Source organism: Ruegeria sp. CI8, from assembly GCF_056536865.1.
This window is the reverse complement of the sequence record NZ_JBQFQL010000001.1, coordinates 2,021,513-2,036,511: the sequence shown is the minus strand read 5'-3', so window position 1 is coordinate 2,036,511 and position 14,999 is coordinate 2,021,513. Positions and strand designations below refer to the sequence as shown.

Genomic DNA, 14,999 nt, shown 5'->3' with positions numbered 1-14,999 from the left:
AACCTGTAACTCAGCCCTGCAGCGCCAAGCGCGCTGCGGGCTATTCCGTCTGAGCCATCATCCCGGCGACATCGAGCATACGGGCCGAAAAACCCCACTCATTGTCATACCATCCGAAAACCCGGACCTGATTTTGCCCGACGACACGTGTTTCCGGTCCGGCAATCACCAGCGATTCCGGTCGCGCACGCAGATCGGACGAGACCAGCGGCAAGTCGGTCCAGCCGAGCACCTTTGATGCCTCGACGGCGCGGCGCAATTCGGCCGAGAACAGCTCGGGTTCCATTCCTTTTTGCAGGGTCACAACCAGATCGATGGCCGAGACGCTGGCAGTGGGCACCCGCACCGCCGCACCGGAAATTCTCCCGGCCAGATGCGGCAGAATCACGTCGATCAGATGGGTCGCGCTTGACGTTGTGGGCACCATCGACAAGGCCCCAGCCCGCGATCGCGCTAGGTCGCCGCGCGGAGCGTCCACCATCGGCTGGCTGTTGGTGTAGCAGTGAATCGTGGTCATGTGCCCAGATGCGACCCCACCGATCCCGTCCAGAAGTTTGACCAGCGGCGCCAGCGCGTTGGTGGTGCAGGACGCGTTCGATACGATCCGGGCATTGCCCAGCGTGTCTTCGTTGGCACCCAGAACGATCGTTGTCTCGGCGGCCGGGGACGGGCCGGAAATCAGCACTTTGCCAGCCCCTGCCTGGAGGCCCCGGATCGCCACGTCCGAACTGCGCGCGATACCCGTGCAATCCAGCATCACGTCCACGCCGGACAGATCGACATCGGCAAGGTCGTCGCTGTGGCTCAGTGGAATCGATTGTCCATCCACTTGCAGGGCCCCGGCGCTGGTTTCCACCGAACCGCCATAGGGGCCGAACGTGCTGTCGTACTTGAACAGATAGGCACAGGTCTCCAGCGGTGCGATGTCGTTGATCAGCACCACTTGAACATCCGAACCCGCTGGCAGGGCCATGACCTGCCGCAGGATCGTGCGGCCGATGCGGCCGAATCCGTTGATTGCGAGTTTCATGCGCAAGCTATGGCAGGCCGTCTGACCGACCTCAATGCCCCTATGGAGTCTCCGTTATCCGCAGCTGACCTGCGAGAAGAACTGGCCCGAAATATTCTGGTACATGCTTGACCGGATCACCTTGCACCCGGTTGCCTGCTGGATGGCCGCAATGGCCTGAACCGTGCGCAGGCGCGGCGGCGGGCCGAACGGGTTGAGGTTGTTGTTGTCGCGGGTTGCACGATACACGACAGGGGCGTCCGCAACCTGCGTCACAGCCCATGTGCGGCTCATGACGGATACGGTTTTGGTCGCTTCCTTCGCCACGACCGGGGCAGTGTCGACGGCGACCATCAGGCCGATCATGGCCAGTGCAGTCAGAGGGGCGCGCAGTTTCATCGACCAATCTCCACGAATGAACAAAACGAAATCACCTCTGATTTCAGCAAATTCCGCCGTCCCTGTGAACCCCTGCCGACGCAAAAGCCCGTTTTCAGGACCTTTTGCTGGTCATCGTGTCGACAGTTTCAACGGCATGTGCCGATTGACGTCCTTGTAGAGCAGATACCGGAATCGCCCCGGCCCGCCCGCGTAGCAGGCTTGAGGACAGAACGCGCGCAACCACATGTAATCACCGGCCTCGACCTCGACCCAATCCTGGTTCAGTCGATAGACGGCCTTTCCCTCAAGCACATAAAGCCCGTGCTCCATGACATGCGTTTCGGCAAAGGGGATGACCCCGCCCGGTTCAAACGTGACAATGTTCACATGCATGTCATGGCGCAGGTCATTCGGGTCCGCGAAGCGCGTGGTGGCCCACCGACCTTCGGTGCCGGGCATTGGGGTTGGGGCGACGTCGCGTTCGTTGGTGATGATCGGATCGGGGGCCGGCAATCCGGGTACGGCCTCATAGGCCTTGCGCACCCAATGGAACCGGGCCACGGCGTCAGAGCGGTTGTGCAAGGTCCAATCGGACCCGGGCGGAATGTAGGCATAGCCCCCTGTGTCCAGCTCGTGGACCTGCCCCGCAAGGGTCAGGGTAACCGACCCTTCGACGACGAAGACCACGCCTTGAGCCTCCGGGTCCGTCTCGGGCGTATCGCTGCCGCCGCCCGGCTGGACCTCCATAATGTATTGCGAAAACGTCTCGGCAAACCCGCTGAGGGGGCGCGAAAGGACCCACAGTCGGGTCTGTTCCCAAAACGGCAGAAAGCTGGTCACGATGTCGCGCATCGTGCCTTTCGGGATGACGGCATAGGCGTCAGTGAACATGGCGCGGTCGGTCAGCAGCTGAGTCTGGTCCGGAAGCCCGCCGGTGGGCGCGTAGTAGTTTTGATGAGCCATTCCTGTGCCTCAAGCTTGGTTTCCGGTTACTATGGTCGCATCAGCGGCGGGCCGATAGCGCCGGCAGTCCGATAGGTTTGTTCGTCATTATTTGAAGGTCCGGCCGCGGGGGCTTGGCCCTGATTGCATGGATGTATATTCTTGGTGCAGATCAATTTTCACGAAAGCGAGTTTCGCATGACTGTCCGGTTGCCTGCTGCCCTGTTTGCGCTGTTTTTGTCGGGTGTCGTGGGGGCGGTCGATGCCAAGCCTCTGTCCCGGATCATCGCTGAAATGGGGCTGAGCCCGGACGACTATCAGGTTCTGGACGCGACGACGTCTTCGATGCTGGCAGGCGGGACCCCAAGCGTCGGGCAGGAGCGCAACTGGGTCAACGAGAAAACGGGCACCAAAGGCACGGTCAGGATACGGGACGTGAAGGACAACTGCGTTCACTTCCAGCACTTTGTGCAGCCGTCCGGGGCGGCGCCCAACCCGGAAATCCGCACCCGTCAGTGCAAGGATGCCAGCGGCAATTGGATTCTGACGCCGTAATCGCGGATCAGTAACCGCGGCTGCGATCAACCTCGTGCAGCAGGGGCTGACCTGCACTCAACCGCAGAAAGTTCTGGGCAACATCCGCCAACGCATCACCCAGATGCCATCCCGACACATGCGGTGTGATCGTGATCGACGGGTGTCGCCATAATGGGCTGTCTTTGGGCAACGGCTCTTGTGCGGTCACATCGAGAACCGCGTGCCCCGGACGACCCCGGTCAAGTGCCTCGATCAAGGCTTCTTCGTCGATCAGGTCGCCGCGTCCCGCATTCAACAACTGGCTGCCGTCCTTCATCGCGCCGAGCATTTCTGCGTCAAACAAGCCGATGGTTTCGGGGGTCGAGGGCAGAATCGCGCAGACATGGTCGCAACCGCCCAGCATTCCCGGCAAAGCATCCTGCCCGTGCAGACAGGTGACATCTTCGATTTGCTTGGGCGACCGGCTCCAGCCGATGACCTGAAACCCGACATCACGCAGCATGCGGGCGGTACGGCTGCCGATATGGCCCAGCCCCAGAACTCCGACTACGGTGTCAGATGTCAGCACCGGCGCTTTCGGCCGCCACTCGGCCCGCCGCTGAGCGTCCGCGTGAAAGCCCATGTTCCGGTGAGCGTACAGGATATAGGCCAGAAACCACTCTGCGATGCCTTGCGCCGGGGCGTCCGGTTTCAGGCGGGCCACGCGGACATGCGCGGGCAGGGCGGGGTTCGACACGATTGTCTCGACCCCGGCGCCCAACTTTTGCACCAGCTGCAGATTGGGCAGGCGGCTCGCGTGATCGTCCCGCAGGCCGACAACCGACACCATGGTGACCTCGGCCGGGTCACCAATGGTGCTTGGCGTGCGCACATCGGCCGTTGGTGCATGTCGCCGTACTTCTTCGGCAATCTCGGCATCGCTCATCCAGTCGGACAGCCCGGTATCGATCAACAACGCCATCTGCGCCCCTCTTCCGTTTCAAATTGATTGCAAGTGACGTGCCGTCACGCGGCTGGACACAGTTGCCGCAGCTAAGCCATCCTCGGCGCAAAGGTAAAGCCCGGTTCCGGGATCTACGGAGGATTCTTCATGAACATGTCATTCGTCTTGCGCGAGGAGAACCGGGCGCTGCTTGAGCGGGTCCGCGACATGATCCGCAACGAGATCATGCCCCTGGAAGAAGAATACCAGGCCGAGATCAACAAGGGCGACCGCTGGCAGTACACCGACCGCCAGGCCGAGATCCTGGAAGGCTTGAAGGCCAAGGCCAAAGCGGCCGGTCTGTGGAATTTTTGGCTGACCGACAGCGACAAGGGCTTTGGCTTGACTACAGTCGAATACGCCTATTTCGCCGAAGAGATGGGCAAGACCCCGCTGGGCGCCGAGGTGTTCAACTGTTCCGCTCCCGACACCGGCAACATGGAGGTGTTCGAGCGTTACGGCACCGATAGGATGAAAGAACAATGGCTCAAGCCGCTGCTCGAGGGCGAGATCCGCTCGGCCTATCTGATGACCGAGCCCGACGTGGCCTCGTCGGATGCCACGAATATCTCGATGTCCTGCGTGCGGGACGGGGATGACTATGTTCTGAATGGCGAGAAATGGTGGTCGTCCGGCGCGGGCGATCCGCGCTGCAAGGTCTACATCGTGATGGTCAAGACCGGCGGCGACGACCTGCCCAAACACAAGCGCCAGTCGATGATCGTGGTGTCCGCCGACACGCCCGGGATCGAGATCCTGCGCCCGATGGAAGTGTACGGCCATGACGACGCGCCGCACGGGCACATGCATATCCGGTTCACCGATGTCCGGGTGCCGGCCGAGAATATCCTGCTGGGCGAGGGCCGCGGGTTCGAAATCGCGCAGGGGCGCCTCGGGCCCGGTCGTATCCATCACTGCATGCGCGCGATCGGCCAGGCCGAGATGGCGCTGGAGCAGATGTGCAAACGCGCCCTGCAGCGCGAAGCCTTCGGCAAGAAGCTGGCGCAGCTGGGTGCCAATTTCGACATCATCGCCGAGTGCCGGATGGAGATCGAGATGGCCCGCCTGCTGTGCTTGAAGGCCGCGTGGTACATGGATCAGGGCGATGCGCGCGCGGCGGCCCCGTGGATCAGCCAGATCAAGGTCGTGGCACCGCGCGTTGCGCTGAAGGTGATCGACGAGGCAGTGCAGATGTTCGGTGGGCAGGGCGTCAGCCAGGATACGCGGCTGGCCACCGCCTGGACGCATGTGCGCACGCTACGGCTGGCCGATGGCCCGGATGCGGTGCATCGCCGTCAGGTTGCGCGGGCCGAACTGAAAAAGCATACCCAGGAAAAGATCTGAAATGCAGGGCGCGGCGATGCAGCCAGTGGTGGGCGAGACCGCTTATTTCCGGGTCGCGCCCGATGGGGCCTTTGTCGGCAATGACCCGGCGCGTGGGCCGTGGTCGGCTGACCACTGTCATGCCGGCCCGGTTGCTGGCCTGATCGTGCGCGCGGCCGAGATCGAGGTCGGCCCCGACAAGATGCTGACCCGCCTGACCGTCGATCTGCTGCGCCCGCTGCCTCTGTCCGGTCTTCGCGTGGCCGCCGAGACCGTGCGCCACACCAAGACGCTGGCCACCACGCGCGTCACGGTGCATGATCTGGACGATACGCTGTGCGCGACCGCCACCACGATGCATCTGGCGCGCCGGGATCTGGGGCCGGTGCCGAATGTGGCGATCCAAGGCCCCGACCTGTCGCAGATCGAAGACGGCCCGTTTCCCATCGGCGAAATGCGGCATGACCTGCCCGGCTTTGCCCATCATTCCGAAGTGGCCTATCCCAAAGGCGGCAACCAGGGGGCGGGGCCGAAAACCATCTGGATGCGCACCCCGCCTCTGCTCGAGGGTGAAACCCCCTCTCCGATCCAGTCGCTGTGCCCGCTGGCCGATTGCGGCAACGGAATTTCGTGGAATGCGCCGACCTCGGAAATGGGGTTCATGAACACCGACCTGACGGTGCAGATCCACCGCGAGCCGACCTCCGACTGGCTCGCCTCGGACTCCGTGTCGCACTGGCAGCCCAGCGGCATCGGGATGTCGCAGTCGGTTCTGTACGATACTCAAGGCCCGATCGGCACGGCGCTGCAGACGCTGGTCCTGTTTCCGCCGAAATGAGCGGCAAAATCCGTGCTTACCGCCGAACCGCGTTGCCAGCGCCGGTCGGGCACCCTATCTTCGCGTTCATGCGCTGGATACCCACCTTGTTCGCCTGTTGCCTGCCGTTTACCGCGGTGGCGCACCCGCATGTCTTCATCGACACCGGGCTGGAATTCATCGTGGACGAGTCGGGCAACCTGACCCATGTCCGCGTCACCTGGGCCTATGACGAGTTCTACTCGCTGCTTGTGCTCGAAGACATGAGGTTGGATCAGGACGGCGACGGCGTACTGTCCGAGGCGGAGGAGCAGCGCCTCGCCGGTTTCGACGCGCAATGGGTCGAAGGATACAACGGCGATCTGGTCATCCTGGCTGCCGATCAGCCGGTTGCCTTGTCCGGCCCGCTGGAGCCACGCGCCACGACCGAGGATGGCCGCATCGTGACCACCCATCTGCGCAAGGTCGAGGGCGACCCGGTGGTTGCCCAAAGCCTATCGGCCAAACCCTATGACGAGACATTCTATACCGCCTACGAAGTGACGCGTCCGGTCACCGTTTCCGGGCCTGAATCCTGCCGGATCGACAGGTTCGAGCCGGATATCGACGGCGAACTGGCCCAGATGCAGGCCTTTCTGCTGACCCTGGACGCCGACTATGACCTCGAGGAGAACGACATCCCCCTGGTCGGTGAACGCTTTGCCACCGAGATCCGCGTTTCATGTCCCGCTACCTGATCCTGCCGGTCGGCCTGGCAATAGCGCTGCTGCTGTGGTTCTGGGGCAGCGGAGGCTTTGACAGCCTCGCGTCCTGGGCCGCGGGCGAGCAGCGGGAATTTCAGAACCAGATCGCCCGAGCCCTTCGGGCCGCGCGGGCCGAACAGCCCGAGGCCGTGGCCACGCTGCTGGCCGTCTGTTTTGCCTATGGGTTCTTCCATGCGGTGGGGCCGGGGCATGGTAAGGTGCTGATCGGAGGGTACGGGCTGGGCCGCAATGTCGCATTTCTGCGCCTGTCGGCGATCAGCGTGCTGTCCTCGCTGGGGCAGGCCGTGACGGCCATCGTTCTGGTTTATGCAGGCGTTCTGGTGTTCCAGATGTCGCGGCAAAGCCTGGTCGGCGCCACCGAGCAGATCATGGCCCCGGTCAGCTATGGCGCGATCGCGGCCATCGGGCTGTGGCTGGTTCTGCGGTCGCTGCGCAGTTTCGCCCGGCGCGGTCGTGCGGACAGTGCCCCGCATGACCATCACCATCATCATGATCACGGGCATCACCACCACGACGGTGAGGTCTGTTCCGATTGCGGGCATCGTCATGGCCCCACCGCCGAAGAGGTGGCCCAGGTCGGCAGCCTGCGCGAGGCGCTGATTCTGATCGCCGGTATCGCCGCGCGACCCTGTACCGGAGCTTTGTTCGTGCTGATCCTGACCTGGCAGATGGGTATCGCGATGGTCGGTATCGCCGGGGCTTTTGCCATGGCGCTGGGCACCGCGACCGTCACCACCCTGGTTGGCTGGACGTCGTTCGGGTTGCGGGGTGGGTTGCTGGCCTCGGCCTCGGCCACGCGGTTTGCGGCCGTGTTGGCACCCACGATCGAACTGGTGGCCGGGCTGCTGATCGCGGTGATCGCGGGCGGATTGCTGCTGCGCGCGCTCTGACGTCAGTCGAAAACGGGATCGGGGTAGCCCACCCGCGCCAGGTACAAACCTTGCGGCGGACACACCGGCCCGCAGGCCGCGCGGTCGGCAGCCTCGAGCGCATCGCGCACGTCCTGCGGTGTCCAGGCACCCGCGCCGACCCGTTCCAGCGTGCCGACGAAGCTGCGCACCTGGTTGTGCAGGAAGGACCGGGCGCGGACGTGGAAATGCACCTCGGGGCCGGAAAAGCCCTGAACCTGTTCGACGCGCAGTTCATCCAGCGTCTTGACCGGGCTGGCCGCCTGGCAGATCGAGGACCGGAAGGTGGTGAAATCGTGCCGCCCGATCAGCATGTCGGCCCCTTCCTGCATCGCGGCGACATCCAGCGGATGCCCGATCTGCCAGACCTGGCCCTTGTCATGGGTCGCGGGCGCACGGCGGACCAGGATGCGGAACAGGTATTGCCGCTCGATGGCCGAGAACCGCGCATGCCAGTCATCCGCCACCCGCGCGGCCTTGAGAATCGCCACCGGCAACGGCTTGAGGTGATAGTTCAGCGCCTCGGACAGGCGGAACGGGTCCCAATCTTTTTCAAGGTCGCAATGGGCCACTTGCCCCAGCGCGTGAACGCCCGCATCCGTGCGCCCCGCGGCCGCGATCGTGTGTGACCCGGTCAGCAGTTTCGATAGGGCTGCCTCGATGGCGCCCTGGACCGAGGGCAGCTCTTTCTGCCGCTGCCATCCGGCAAACCGTTCACCTTGGTATTCGACTTTCAACGCGTATCTGGGCATGGGCTGCTGGTACCCTGCCGGGCGCGCCCGGGCAAGGGCAGGCGGCAAAAGCGCTGGCAACCGGGGCAGCGGCTACCTATCTTGGGACAAACAAGAAATGCGGGGCGGCGGTTTGGTCATCTCATCACTGGCAGACAGTCTTGTGCGCGGCGTCGAATCCGTCGGCGACCGCGTGTCCGAGACGTTTTTCGAACCGGTCGTGCGGCTGGGCGTCACCGGTCTTGCGCGGTCGGGCAAGACGGTGTTCATCACGTCGCTGGTGGCCAACCTGCTGGACCGGGGGAGGATGCCCGGCCTGGTCGCCCAACAGGAGGGGCGCATCAACGCCGCCTACCTGCAGCCGCAGCCCGACGACACAGTGCCCCGGTTCGATTATGAATCGCACCTGTCGGCACTGACCGGGCCTCAGCCCCATTGGCCCGACAGCACCCGCGCCGTGTCCGAGCTGCGCCTGTCGTTCAAGGTCCGCCCTGCCGGGCTGCTGGCTGGCCTGCAGGGGCCACGCACCGTGCATCTGGACATCGTCGACTATCCCGGCGAATGGCTGCTGGATCTGACACTGCTCGAAAAAACCTATGACGACTGGTCGCGCGAAACGTTGGAGCGGATCGCGCAGCGTCCGGCAGCCGCCGATTTCCTGACCCAGGTCAAATCCGTTGATCCGGCCGACCCCCATGATGAACCCACCGCGCAGGCCCTGTCGCGGGGCTTTGCCGACTATCTGACTGCCGCGCGGGATGCGGGGTTTTATGACTGCACGCCGGGCCGGTTCCTGCTGCCGGGCGATCTGGCCGGGTCGCCGGTGCTGACCTTTGCGCCGTTGCCGGTCGAGAGCGCCGCGCGCCGCCGCAGCCTGCACCGCGAGATGGAGCGCCGGTTCGAGGCCTACAAATCGCAGGTCGTGAAGCCCTTTTTCCGGGATCATTTCGCCCGGATCGACCGGCAGGTGGTGCTGGTGGATGCGCTGGGCGCGATCCACAAGGGTCCGCAGGCGGTCGAGGACATGCGCCGCGCCATGGGCGACATCCTGTCGGCCTTCCGGCCCGGCCGCAATGCGTGGCTCAGCCAGATGTTGCTGGGCAAGCGGGTCGAACGCATCCTGTTCGCGGCCACCAAGGCCGATCACCTGCACCACCTGCAGCACCCGCGCCTGACCGCGATCATGGAGGCCCTGACCCGCGAGGCGCGCGACCGCGCCAGGTTCGCCGGGGCCGAAACCGCCGCCATGTCCATCGCCGCGCTGCGCGTGACGACCGAAGAGATCCGCAGTCACAACGGCGTCGAACTGCCCTGCGTGCGCGGTAGTTTGGAGAATGGAAAACAGGCGGCCTTCTACCCCGGAGAGCTGCCCGAAGACCCCGCCCATCTGCTTAATCCTGCGCGTAAGGGGGCCGACACCTGGCTGGGCGAGGAGTACGGGTTCATGACCTTTGCCCCGGCGCATCTTTCGCTGCGCCCCGGTGACGGCCCGCCGCATATCCGGCTGGACCGCGCCGCGCAGTTTCTGATCGGAGACCGGCTGTGACCGTCACCCTCAGGCCCGCGCGCAGCCTCGACGCTGGGGCGGTCGGAGAGATCCTGCACGGCTTTGCACGCGAAAACGACTGGATGCCCGAGCTGCATTCGGGGGCTGAAGCCATCGCTTTTTGTGGGCAGATGATCGACAAAGGATGGGTCACGGTTGCCGAACAGGGCGGCAAGGTCGCAGGCTTTTTGGCCATGGACGGAACCGAGGTTCATTGCCTGTACCTGAGTCCCCCTGCGCGGAATCAGGGGATCGGCACAGAACTGCTGGACAGCGCCAAGGCAGGTCGCCGAGAACTGGCGCTGTATGCGTTTCAGGCCAACACGGGCGCGTGCCGGTTCTACGAACGGCACGGCTTTATAGAAGTGGCCCGCAGCGACGGGGCCGACAATGATGAACAACTGCCGGACATTCGGTTCGTATGGCGGAAAAAGGAGTGACGCATGGCCAAGGGTCCGGTTCTGATCGAGCTTGACGAGGATGCCCCGGCCGCCGACGTGGCGAAGGCCACGCCGGTACCGGATATCGCGCCACCCCAGGGGCAGGCGATGCAGGCCGCGGCCCGGCTGGCCGCGCGCAAGCCATCGGTTCTGGGCCGGTGGTTCTGGGGGTTGGCGCTGGCGGTGGTGGGGGCGGCGGTCTCTGTCGCCGCGTGGGATTTCGCCACCTCGTTGATCGCCAGCGTTCCGGTGCTGGGCTGGATCGTGACCGGCCTGATCTGCGCGCTGGTGCTGGTGGCCCTGCTGATCGCGCTGCGAGAACTGGCGGCGCTGGGCCGGCTGTCGCGGGTGGACGGGATGCGCCGCGCCGCCGATGCCGCGCTGGCCGATGCCGATCTGGCGCAGGCCCGGGCCGTGACGCAGCGCCTGATCGCGTTCTATCGCGGGCGCGAGGATACGCGCTGGGGCCGCGACCGTCTGGCCGAACGGATCGAGGAACAGTTCGACGCCTCGGGCCTGCTGGGACTGGTCGAGGACGAATTGCTGGCCCCGCTGGACGCCGCCGCCAGCCGCGAGGTCGAGGCCGCCGCGCGCCAGGTCGCGACGGTGACGGCGCTGGTGCCGCTGGCGCTGGCCGATGTGGCGACGGCGCTGCTGGCCTCGTTGCGGATGATCCGCCGGATTGCCGAAATCTATGGCGGGCGGGCCGGATTCCTGGGGGGCTGGCGATTGACCCGAGCAGTGTTCGTTCACCTAGTGGCCACGGGCGCGGTGGCCGTGGGTGACGACCTGCTCGAACCGGTTCTGGGCGGGTCGGTCCTCAGCAAGCTGTCGCGCCGCTTTGGCGAGGGGCTGGTCAACGGCGCCCTCAGCGCCCGCGTCGGCGTGGCCGCGATGGAGGTCTGCCGACCGCTGCCCTTCTCGGACCGCCACAGGCCGTCGACCCGCGGCATGATCTCGCGCGCGCTGAGCGGGCTGTTTTCCAAGGGTTGATCTGCCGCAAAGCCAACGGGCCGCTGCGCAGGGCACAATCTCCCGGGAAGGGAGACCAGCCATGGCGGATCACGGCCACAGCCAACAGGAAATCGCAGACCGGATCGACGCCCCACCCGGGCGCGGGTTCCTGCGTGACGTGGTCTATGGCGGGATCGACGGTTCGGTGACCACGCTGGCCATCGTGGCAGGCGTGGCCGGGGCCGGGCTTTCGCCCTTTGTCATCGTGGCCTTGGGCCTGGCCAACGTGCTGGCCGACGGATTCTCGATGGCTGCGGGCAACTACTCGGGGACCAAGGCCGAGTTGGACAATATCCGCCGGATCCGCGCCATCGAAGAGCGCCACATCCGCCTCTACCCTGACGGCGAGCGCGGCGAGGTGCTGGAGATCCTGTCCCGCAAGGGCTTGTCGGGCCGGGTGCTGGAGCAGGCAACCGATGCGATCACTGCCGATCGTGACACCTGGATCAACCTGATGATCGAGGGCGAATACGGGCTGGGCAGCGTCGATCCGCATCCGCTCAAGGCTGCTGCGGCCACCTTCGCGGCCTTTGTCGTGGCCGGCATGGTTCCGCTCGTGCCGTTCTTGTTGGGTGTCGAGGGCGCGTTTGCAGCCTCGGTCCTGATGACACTGGGCGTGTTCTTTGCCATCGGCGCGATGAAAAGCCGGTGGTCGCTGGCGCCCTGGTGGCGCTCGGGGCTTGAGACGCTGGCGATCGGTGGTGCGGCGGCGGCAATTGCCTATCTCGTCGGGTCCATGTTCCATCCCTAGATCACTGGCGTCAGATCGCAACAGGCTGAAACCATTCGGGATTTCCCGACTGTCTTACCGCGCCTGCACAGGATAGCCTGTAATGCAGAGTTGCCCGGAGGTGCGGTTTGGAATCTCTGCTTGTTCTTGTTGGCTTGGTCGTTTTGGCGATGCCGGTATCTATTGTCGTCTTGCTGGTCGGCCATGCCCGTCTGCGGCGGCGGGTCGAGCAGTTGGAGAGTCGGTTGGGTGCCGGGCCGCAACCGGACGCGGAGCGGCCACCACAGACGCAGTCCGCGCCAATCGAAGCACCGACGCCTGAACCGCGACCGGCCCCTTGGGGCCCGCCGAAACAGGAAAGCCCACCGACGCCGGACCAACGGCCTGACCCGGAAGAATCGGCAACTGTCACTGAGAGTGCATCGCCTCCGGCCGCAGTGGTGTTCCGCGCCGAGCGGTTTGACGATCTGAGCGCGTGGCTGCGCGAGAACTGGTTCTATGCCGTATCCGCCCTATCGCTGGCGCTGGCGGGGATTTTCTTGGTGCAATACGGGGTCGAAAACGGGTTGCTGCCGCCCACCGCGCGCGTGTTGGCGGCCCTGGGCTTCGGCGCGCTGCTGATCGTGGCCGGAGAGGTCGTCCGGCGCCGATACGGCGATGACGAGTCCTCGGCGACTGCCTATCTGCCTTCGGTGTTTTCCGGCGCGGGGCTGGTCACGCTGTTTGGCGGCGTTCTGGCGGCGCGCCAGCTCTATGACCTGATCGGCCCCGAGGCGGCCTTGGCGGGCATGATCGCCATCGCTCTTGTCGGGCTGGTTCTGGGCTGGTTCCACGGCCCGCTGCTGGCGGCGATCGGGTTGATCGGAGCCTTTGCTGCACCTTTCGTCGTGGGTGGCGATTCGGCTGACCCGTCTTGGCTGTACGGATATTTCTTCGTGATCACCGGGCTGGGGCTTGGGATCGACACGGTGCGGCGCTGGGCCTGGGTGTCGGTGCTGTCGCTGGTGGGCGCCTATTTAGCGGGCCTTTTGCTGGTGACGGGTTCGCCGATCACGGAACCGGCTTTCCTCGTCTACGTGGCCGCCATTGCCGTGATCGCCATTGCCACTCCCGTGCGCCGGATCTGGCCCGATCACGACGGCGCGATGTTCAGCGAACTCCTAGTCAGAAAAACCAGTGGTCCGTGGCCCGAATTTCCGACGCGCCTGGCCTTTGGGGCGGTGCTGGCAAGCTCGGCCATTCTGGCGCTGCAATGGGCCGATACGAGCGGTGAGTTCTGGCTGGCTGTGATCCTACTGGCGGGGCTGACTTTCGCCCTGCTGATCTGGGCAAAGGACGCGCCGGCCCTGCAGGACATGACCGCGCTGCCTGCCTTGGGGCTGGGTGGTTTCGTATTCACGCATGGATTTGATGACGGCGCGGTGGCGCGTGGGTTCTGGCAGACCTATTCCGAAACGCCCGAGGCCGATTTTCCGTTGGCCGTGACCTGGCTGGTTGCGCTGGGCGCGGTGATCTCACTTCTGGCGGCATGGCGGTCGTTCCGGGGTGGGCGGTACCCGCTGGTCTGGGCCGGTGCCGCCGCGCTGTACGCCCCGGCGCTGGCCATCGCGCTTGAGCTTGGCTGGCGCCCGGCCAGCGTGATCGGAGCCTACCCCTGGGCCCTGCATGCGGTCGCGCTTGCGGCGCTGATGGTGGTACTGGCCGAGCGCTTTGCGCGCGTGGATAGCGAGGCCCGGATGCGTCCGGCTTTGGCCACGCTGTCGGCCTTGTCCTGCCTGACCTTCGGCTGCGTGATCGTGCTCAGCTCGGCGGCGCTGACCATCGCTTTCGTGGTCACGATCATCGCGGCGGCGGCGCTGGACCGGCGGTTCAACCTGCCACCGATGAGCTGGTTCATCTGGGCCGGAGTCGTCACCGTCACGTTCCGGCTGATCCTGAACCCGGGTCTGGACTGGGCGCTGCACGCGCCGGTTCCGGAAATGTCTCTGGTCTATGGAGCTGCGGTTGCAGGCTATCTTGCCGCATGGTGGATGCTGCGCCCGTTGGACCGCCCGGTCGCCAATGTCATGCTGGACAGCGCAGCGTGGGCGACGGGCGGCGTTCTGGTGTCTCTGCTGCTGTTGCGCTGGTTGGAAGGGCTCGGCGAAGGCGGTGCCGACGACAGCCATTGGGGGCTGGGCCTGCTGTCGGCCATTTGGCTGCTGCTGGCCTTTGCGCAGGTGCAGCGCTTTGCGCTGGGCGGGCGACTGAACTGGGTGCGGGTCGCATTGGGCGTATTCTTCGCCGCGCATGGCCTGTTGTGGCTGGCGCTGGCTGCGACAGTGGCCAACCCTGTTTTGCGTTTTGGGGCAGATCCTGTTCTGGGGCCTCCGGTCTTGAACACGCTTGCCATTGCCTATCTGCTGCCGGCCCTCGTCATCGGCCTGTCCGCGTGGCGGATCCCCAAGATGCCGGCGCAGTTGCGGCTGGCCTGTCAGGGGGTGTCCGTTGCGCTGGGTGCCTTGTGGCTGGGCCTGACAATCCGGCATTTCTGGCAGGGCGCGGCAGGCATGTATGAAGGAAACGGCGTATCCCAGCCCGAGCTTTATACCTATACGCTCGCCCTGCTGGTGATCGGCGCGGCGCTGTTTTATCAGTCGCTGGCCCGTCGGTCGGACCTGATGCGCAAGGCCGGGCTGGCGGTGATCGGGTTGGCGGTGGCCAAGGTGTTCCTGATCGACATCTCGGGGCTGGGCGGTCTGATCCGTGTGTTTTCGTTGTTGGCCTTGGGGCTGGCGCTGGCGGGTCTGGCATGGCTGAACCGTTGGGCCAAGCTGCGCCATTCGCCGCAGGGGCCGGAAGCTCTGGACCAATAGGCGCAACCGGCCTATAAGCC

15 protein-coding genes are annotated in these 14,999 nt (G+C 65.1%); 10 read left to right on the top strand and 5 right to left on the bottom strand.

Annotation, left to right across the window (positions count from 1 at the left end; genetic code table 11):
• Window positions 1-40 precede the first annotated feature (40 nt).
• From ACR0DA_RS10090 to ACR0DA_RS10080, 3 genes are all read right to left on the bottom strand, one after another.
• A complete protein-coding gene (locus ACR0DA_RS10090; RefSeq protein ID WP_480753809.1) occupies window positions 41-1,030 on the bottom strand; it encodes a type I glyceraldehyde-3-phosphate dehydrogenase in 990 nt (329 codons plus the stop codon).
• Window positions 1,031-1,084: 54 nt separating this feature from the next.
• Window positions 1,085-1,408 carry a hypothetical protein gene (locus ACR0DA_RS10085; RefSeq protein WP_170337821.1) on the bottom strand — a complete coding sequence of 108 codons (324 nt, stop codon included), beginning with the start codon at window positions 1,406-1,408 and terminating at the stop codon, window positions 1,085-1,087.
• Window positions 1,409-1,519: 111 nt separating this feature from the next.
• Window positions 1,520-2,353, bottom strand: a complete 834-nt coding sequence (locus ACR0DA_RS10080) for a bifunctional allantoicase/(S)-ureidoglycine aminohydrolase (RefSeq protein WP_170337491.1) — start codon at window positions 2,351-2,353, stop codon at window positions 1,520-1,522.
• 177 nt (window positions 2,354-2,530) lie between these two features.
• On the opposite strand from ACR0DA_RS10080, the gene ACR0DA_RS10075 reads away from it, so the two are divergent.
• Window positions 2,531-2,887 carry a hypothetical protein gene (locus tag ACR0DA_RS10075; protein ID WP_170337492.1) on the top strand — a complete coding sequence of 119 codons (357 nt, stop codon included), beginning with the start codon at window positions 2,531-2,533 and terminating at the stop codon, window positions 2,885-2,887.
• 7 nt (window positions 2,888-2,894) lie between these two features.
• On the opposite strand, the gene ACR0DA_RS10070 is transcribed toward ACR0DA_RS10075, so the two are convergent.
• Window positions 2,895-3,830, bottom strand: a complete 936-nt coding sequence (locus tag ACR0DA_RS10070; protein ID WP_480753808.1) for a 2-hydroxyacid dehydrogenase — start codon at window positions 3,828-3,830, stop codon at window positions 2,895-2,897.
• A 129-nt stretch (window positions 3,831-3,959) separates the two neighbouring features.
• Here ACR0DA_RS10070 and ACR0DA_RS10065 point away from each other — a divergent pair, with 129 nt between their 5' ends.
• The 4 genes from ACR0DA_RS10065 to ACR0DA_RS10050 all read left to right on the top strand — a co-directional run bounded on the left by ACR0DA_RS10065 (window position 3,960) and on the right by ACR0DA_RS10050 (window position 7,645).
• A complete protein-coding gene (locus ACR0DA_RS10065; RefSeq protein WP_480753807.1) occupies window positions 3,960-5,195 on the top strand; it encodes an acyl-CoA dehydrogenase family protein in 1,236 nt (411 codons plus the stop codon).
• A gap of 1 nt (window position 5,196) precedes the next feature.
• Complete coding sequence (locus ACR0DA_RS10060; protein WP_480753806.1) at window positions 5,197-6,012, top strand: thioesterase family protein; 816 nt, start codon at window positions 5,197-5,199, stop codon at window positions 6,010-6,012.
• A gap of 86 nt (window positions 6,013-6,098) precedes the next feature.
• Window positions 6,099-6,728, top strand: a complete 630-nt coding sequence (locus ACR0DA_RS10055) for a DUF1007 family protein (RefSeq protein ID WP_367647381.1) — start codon at window positions 6,099-6,101, stop codon at window positions 6,726-6,728.
• Window positions 6,713-7,645: a nickel/cobalt transporter gene (locus ACR0DA_RS10050; protein ID WP_170366681.1), complete on the top strand. Its 933-nt coding sequence runs from the start codon at window positions 6,713-6,715 to the stop codon at window positions 7,643-7,645. The genes ACR0DA_RS10055 and ACR0DA_RS10050 overlap by 16 nt, the downstream gene beginning before the upstream one ends.
• Window positions 7,646-7,647: 2 nt before the next feature.
• Here ACR0DA_RS10050 and truA read toward each other — a convergent pair whose 3' ends face one another.
• Window positions 7,648-8,415, bottom strand: a complete 768-nt coding sequence (gene truA, locus ACR0DA_RS10045) for a tRNA pseudouridine(38-40) synthase TruA (protein ID WP_480753805.1) — start codon at window positions 8,413-8,415, stop codon at window positions 7,648-7,650.
• Window positions 8,416-8,527: 112 nt separating this feature from the next.
• Here truA and ACR0DA_RS10040 point away from each other — a divergent pair, with 112 nt between their 5' ends.
• The 5 genes from ACR0DA_RS10040 to ACR0DA_RS10020 all read left to right on the top strand — a co-directional run bounded on the left by ACR0DA_RS10040 (window position 8,528) and on the right by ACR0DA_RS10020 (window position 14,979).
• The gene (locus ACR0DA_RS10040) at window positions 8,528-9,940 is read left to right on the top strand and encodes a YcjX family GTP-binding protein (RefSeq protein ID WP_480753803.1); all 1,413 of its coding nucleotides are present in this window, start codon (window positions 8,528-8,530) and stop codon (window positions 9,938-9,940) included.
• Window positions 9,937-10,380, top strand: coding sequence for a GNAT family N-acetyltransferase (locus ACR0DA_RS10035; RefSeq protein WP_170358134.1), 444 nt, complete (start codon window positions 9,937-9,939; stop codon window positions 10,378-10,380). Before ACR0DA_RS10040 ends, ACR0DA_RS10035 begins: the two co-directional genes overlap by 4 nt.
• Window positions 10,381-10,383: 3 nt before the next feature.
• Window positions 10,384-11,373, top strand: coding sequence for a YcjF family protein (locus ACR0DA_RS10030; protein ID WP_480753801.1), 990 nt, complete (start codon window positions 10,384-10,386; stop codon window positions 11,371-11,373).
• Between the two features lie 61 nt (window positions 11,374-11,434).
• Window positions 11,435-12,145 carry a VIT1/CCC1 transporter family protein gene (locus ACR0DA_RS10025; protein ID WP_170456185.1) on the top strand — a complete coding sequence of 237 codons (711 nt, stop codon included), beginning with the start codon at window positions 11,435-11,437 and terminating at the stop codon, window positions 12,143-12,145.
• Window positions 12,146-12,252: 107 nt separating this feature from the next.
• Window positions 12,253-14,979, top strand: a complete 2,727-nt coding sequence (locus ACR0DA_RS10020; protein ID WP_480753800.1) for a DUF2339 domain-containing protein — start codon at window positions 12,253-12,255, stop codon at window positions 14,977-14,979.
• Window positions 14,980-14,999: the final 20 nt, after the last annotated feature.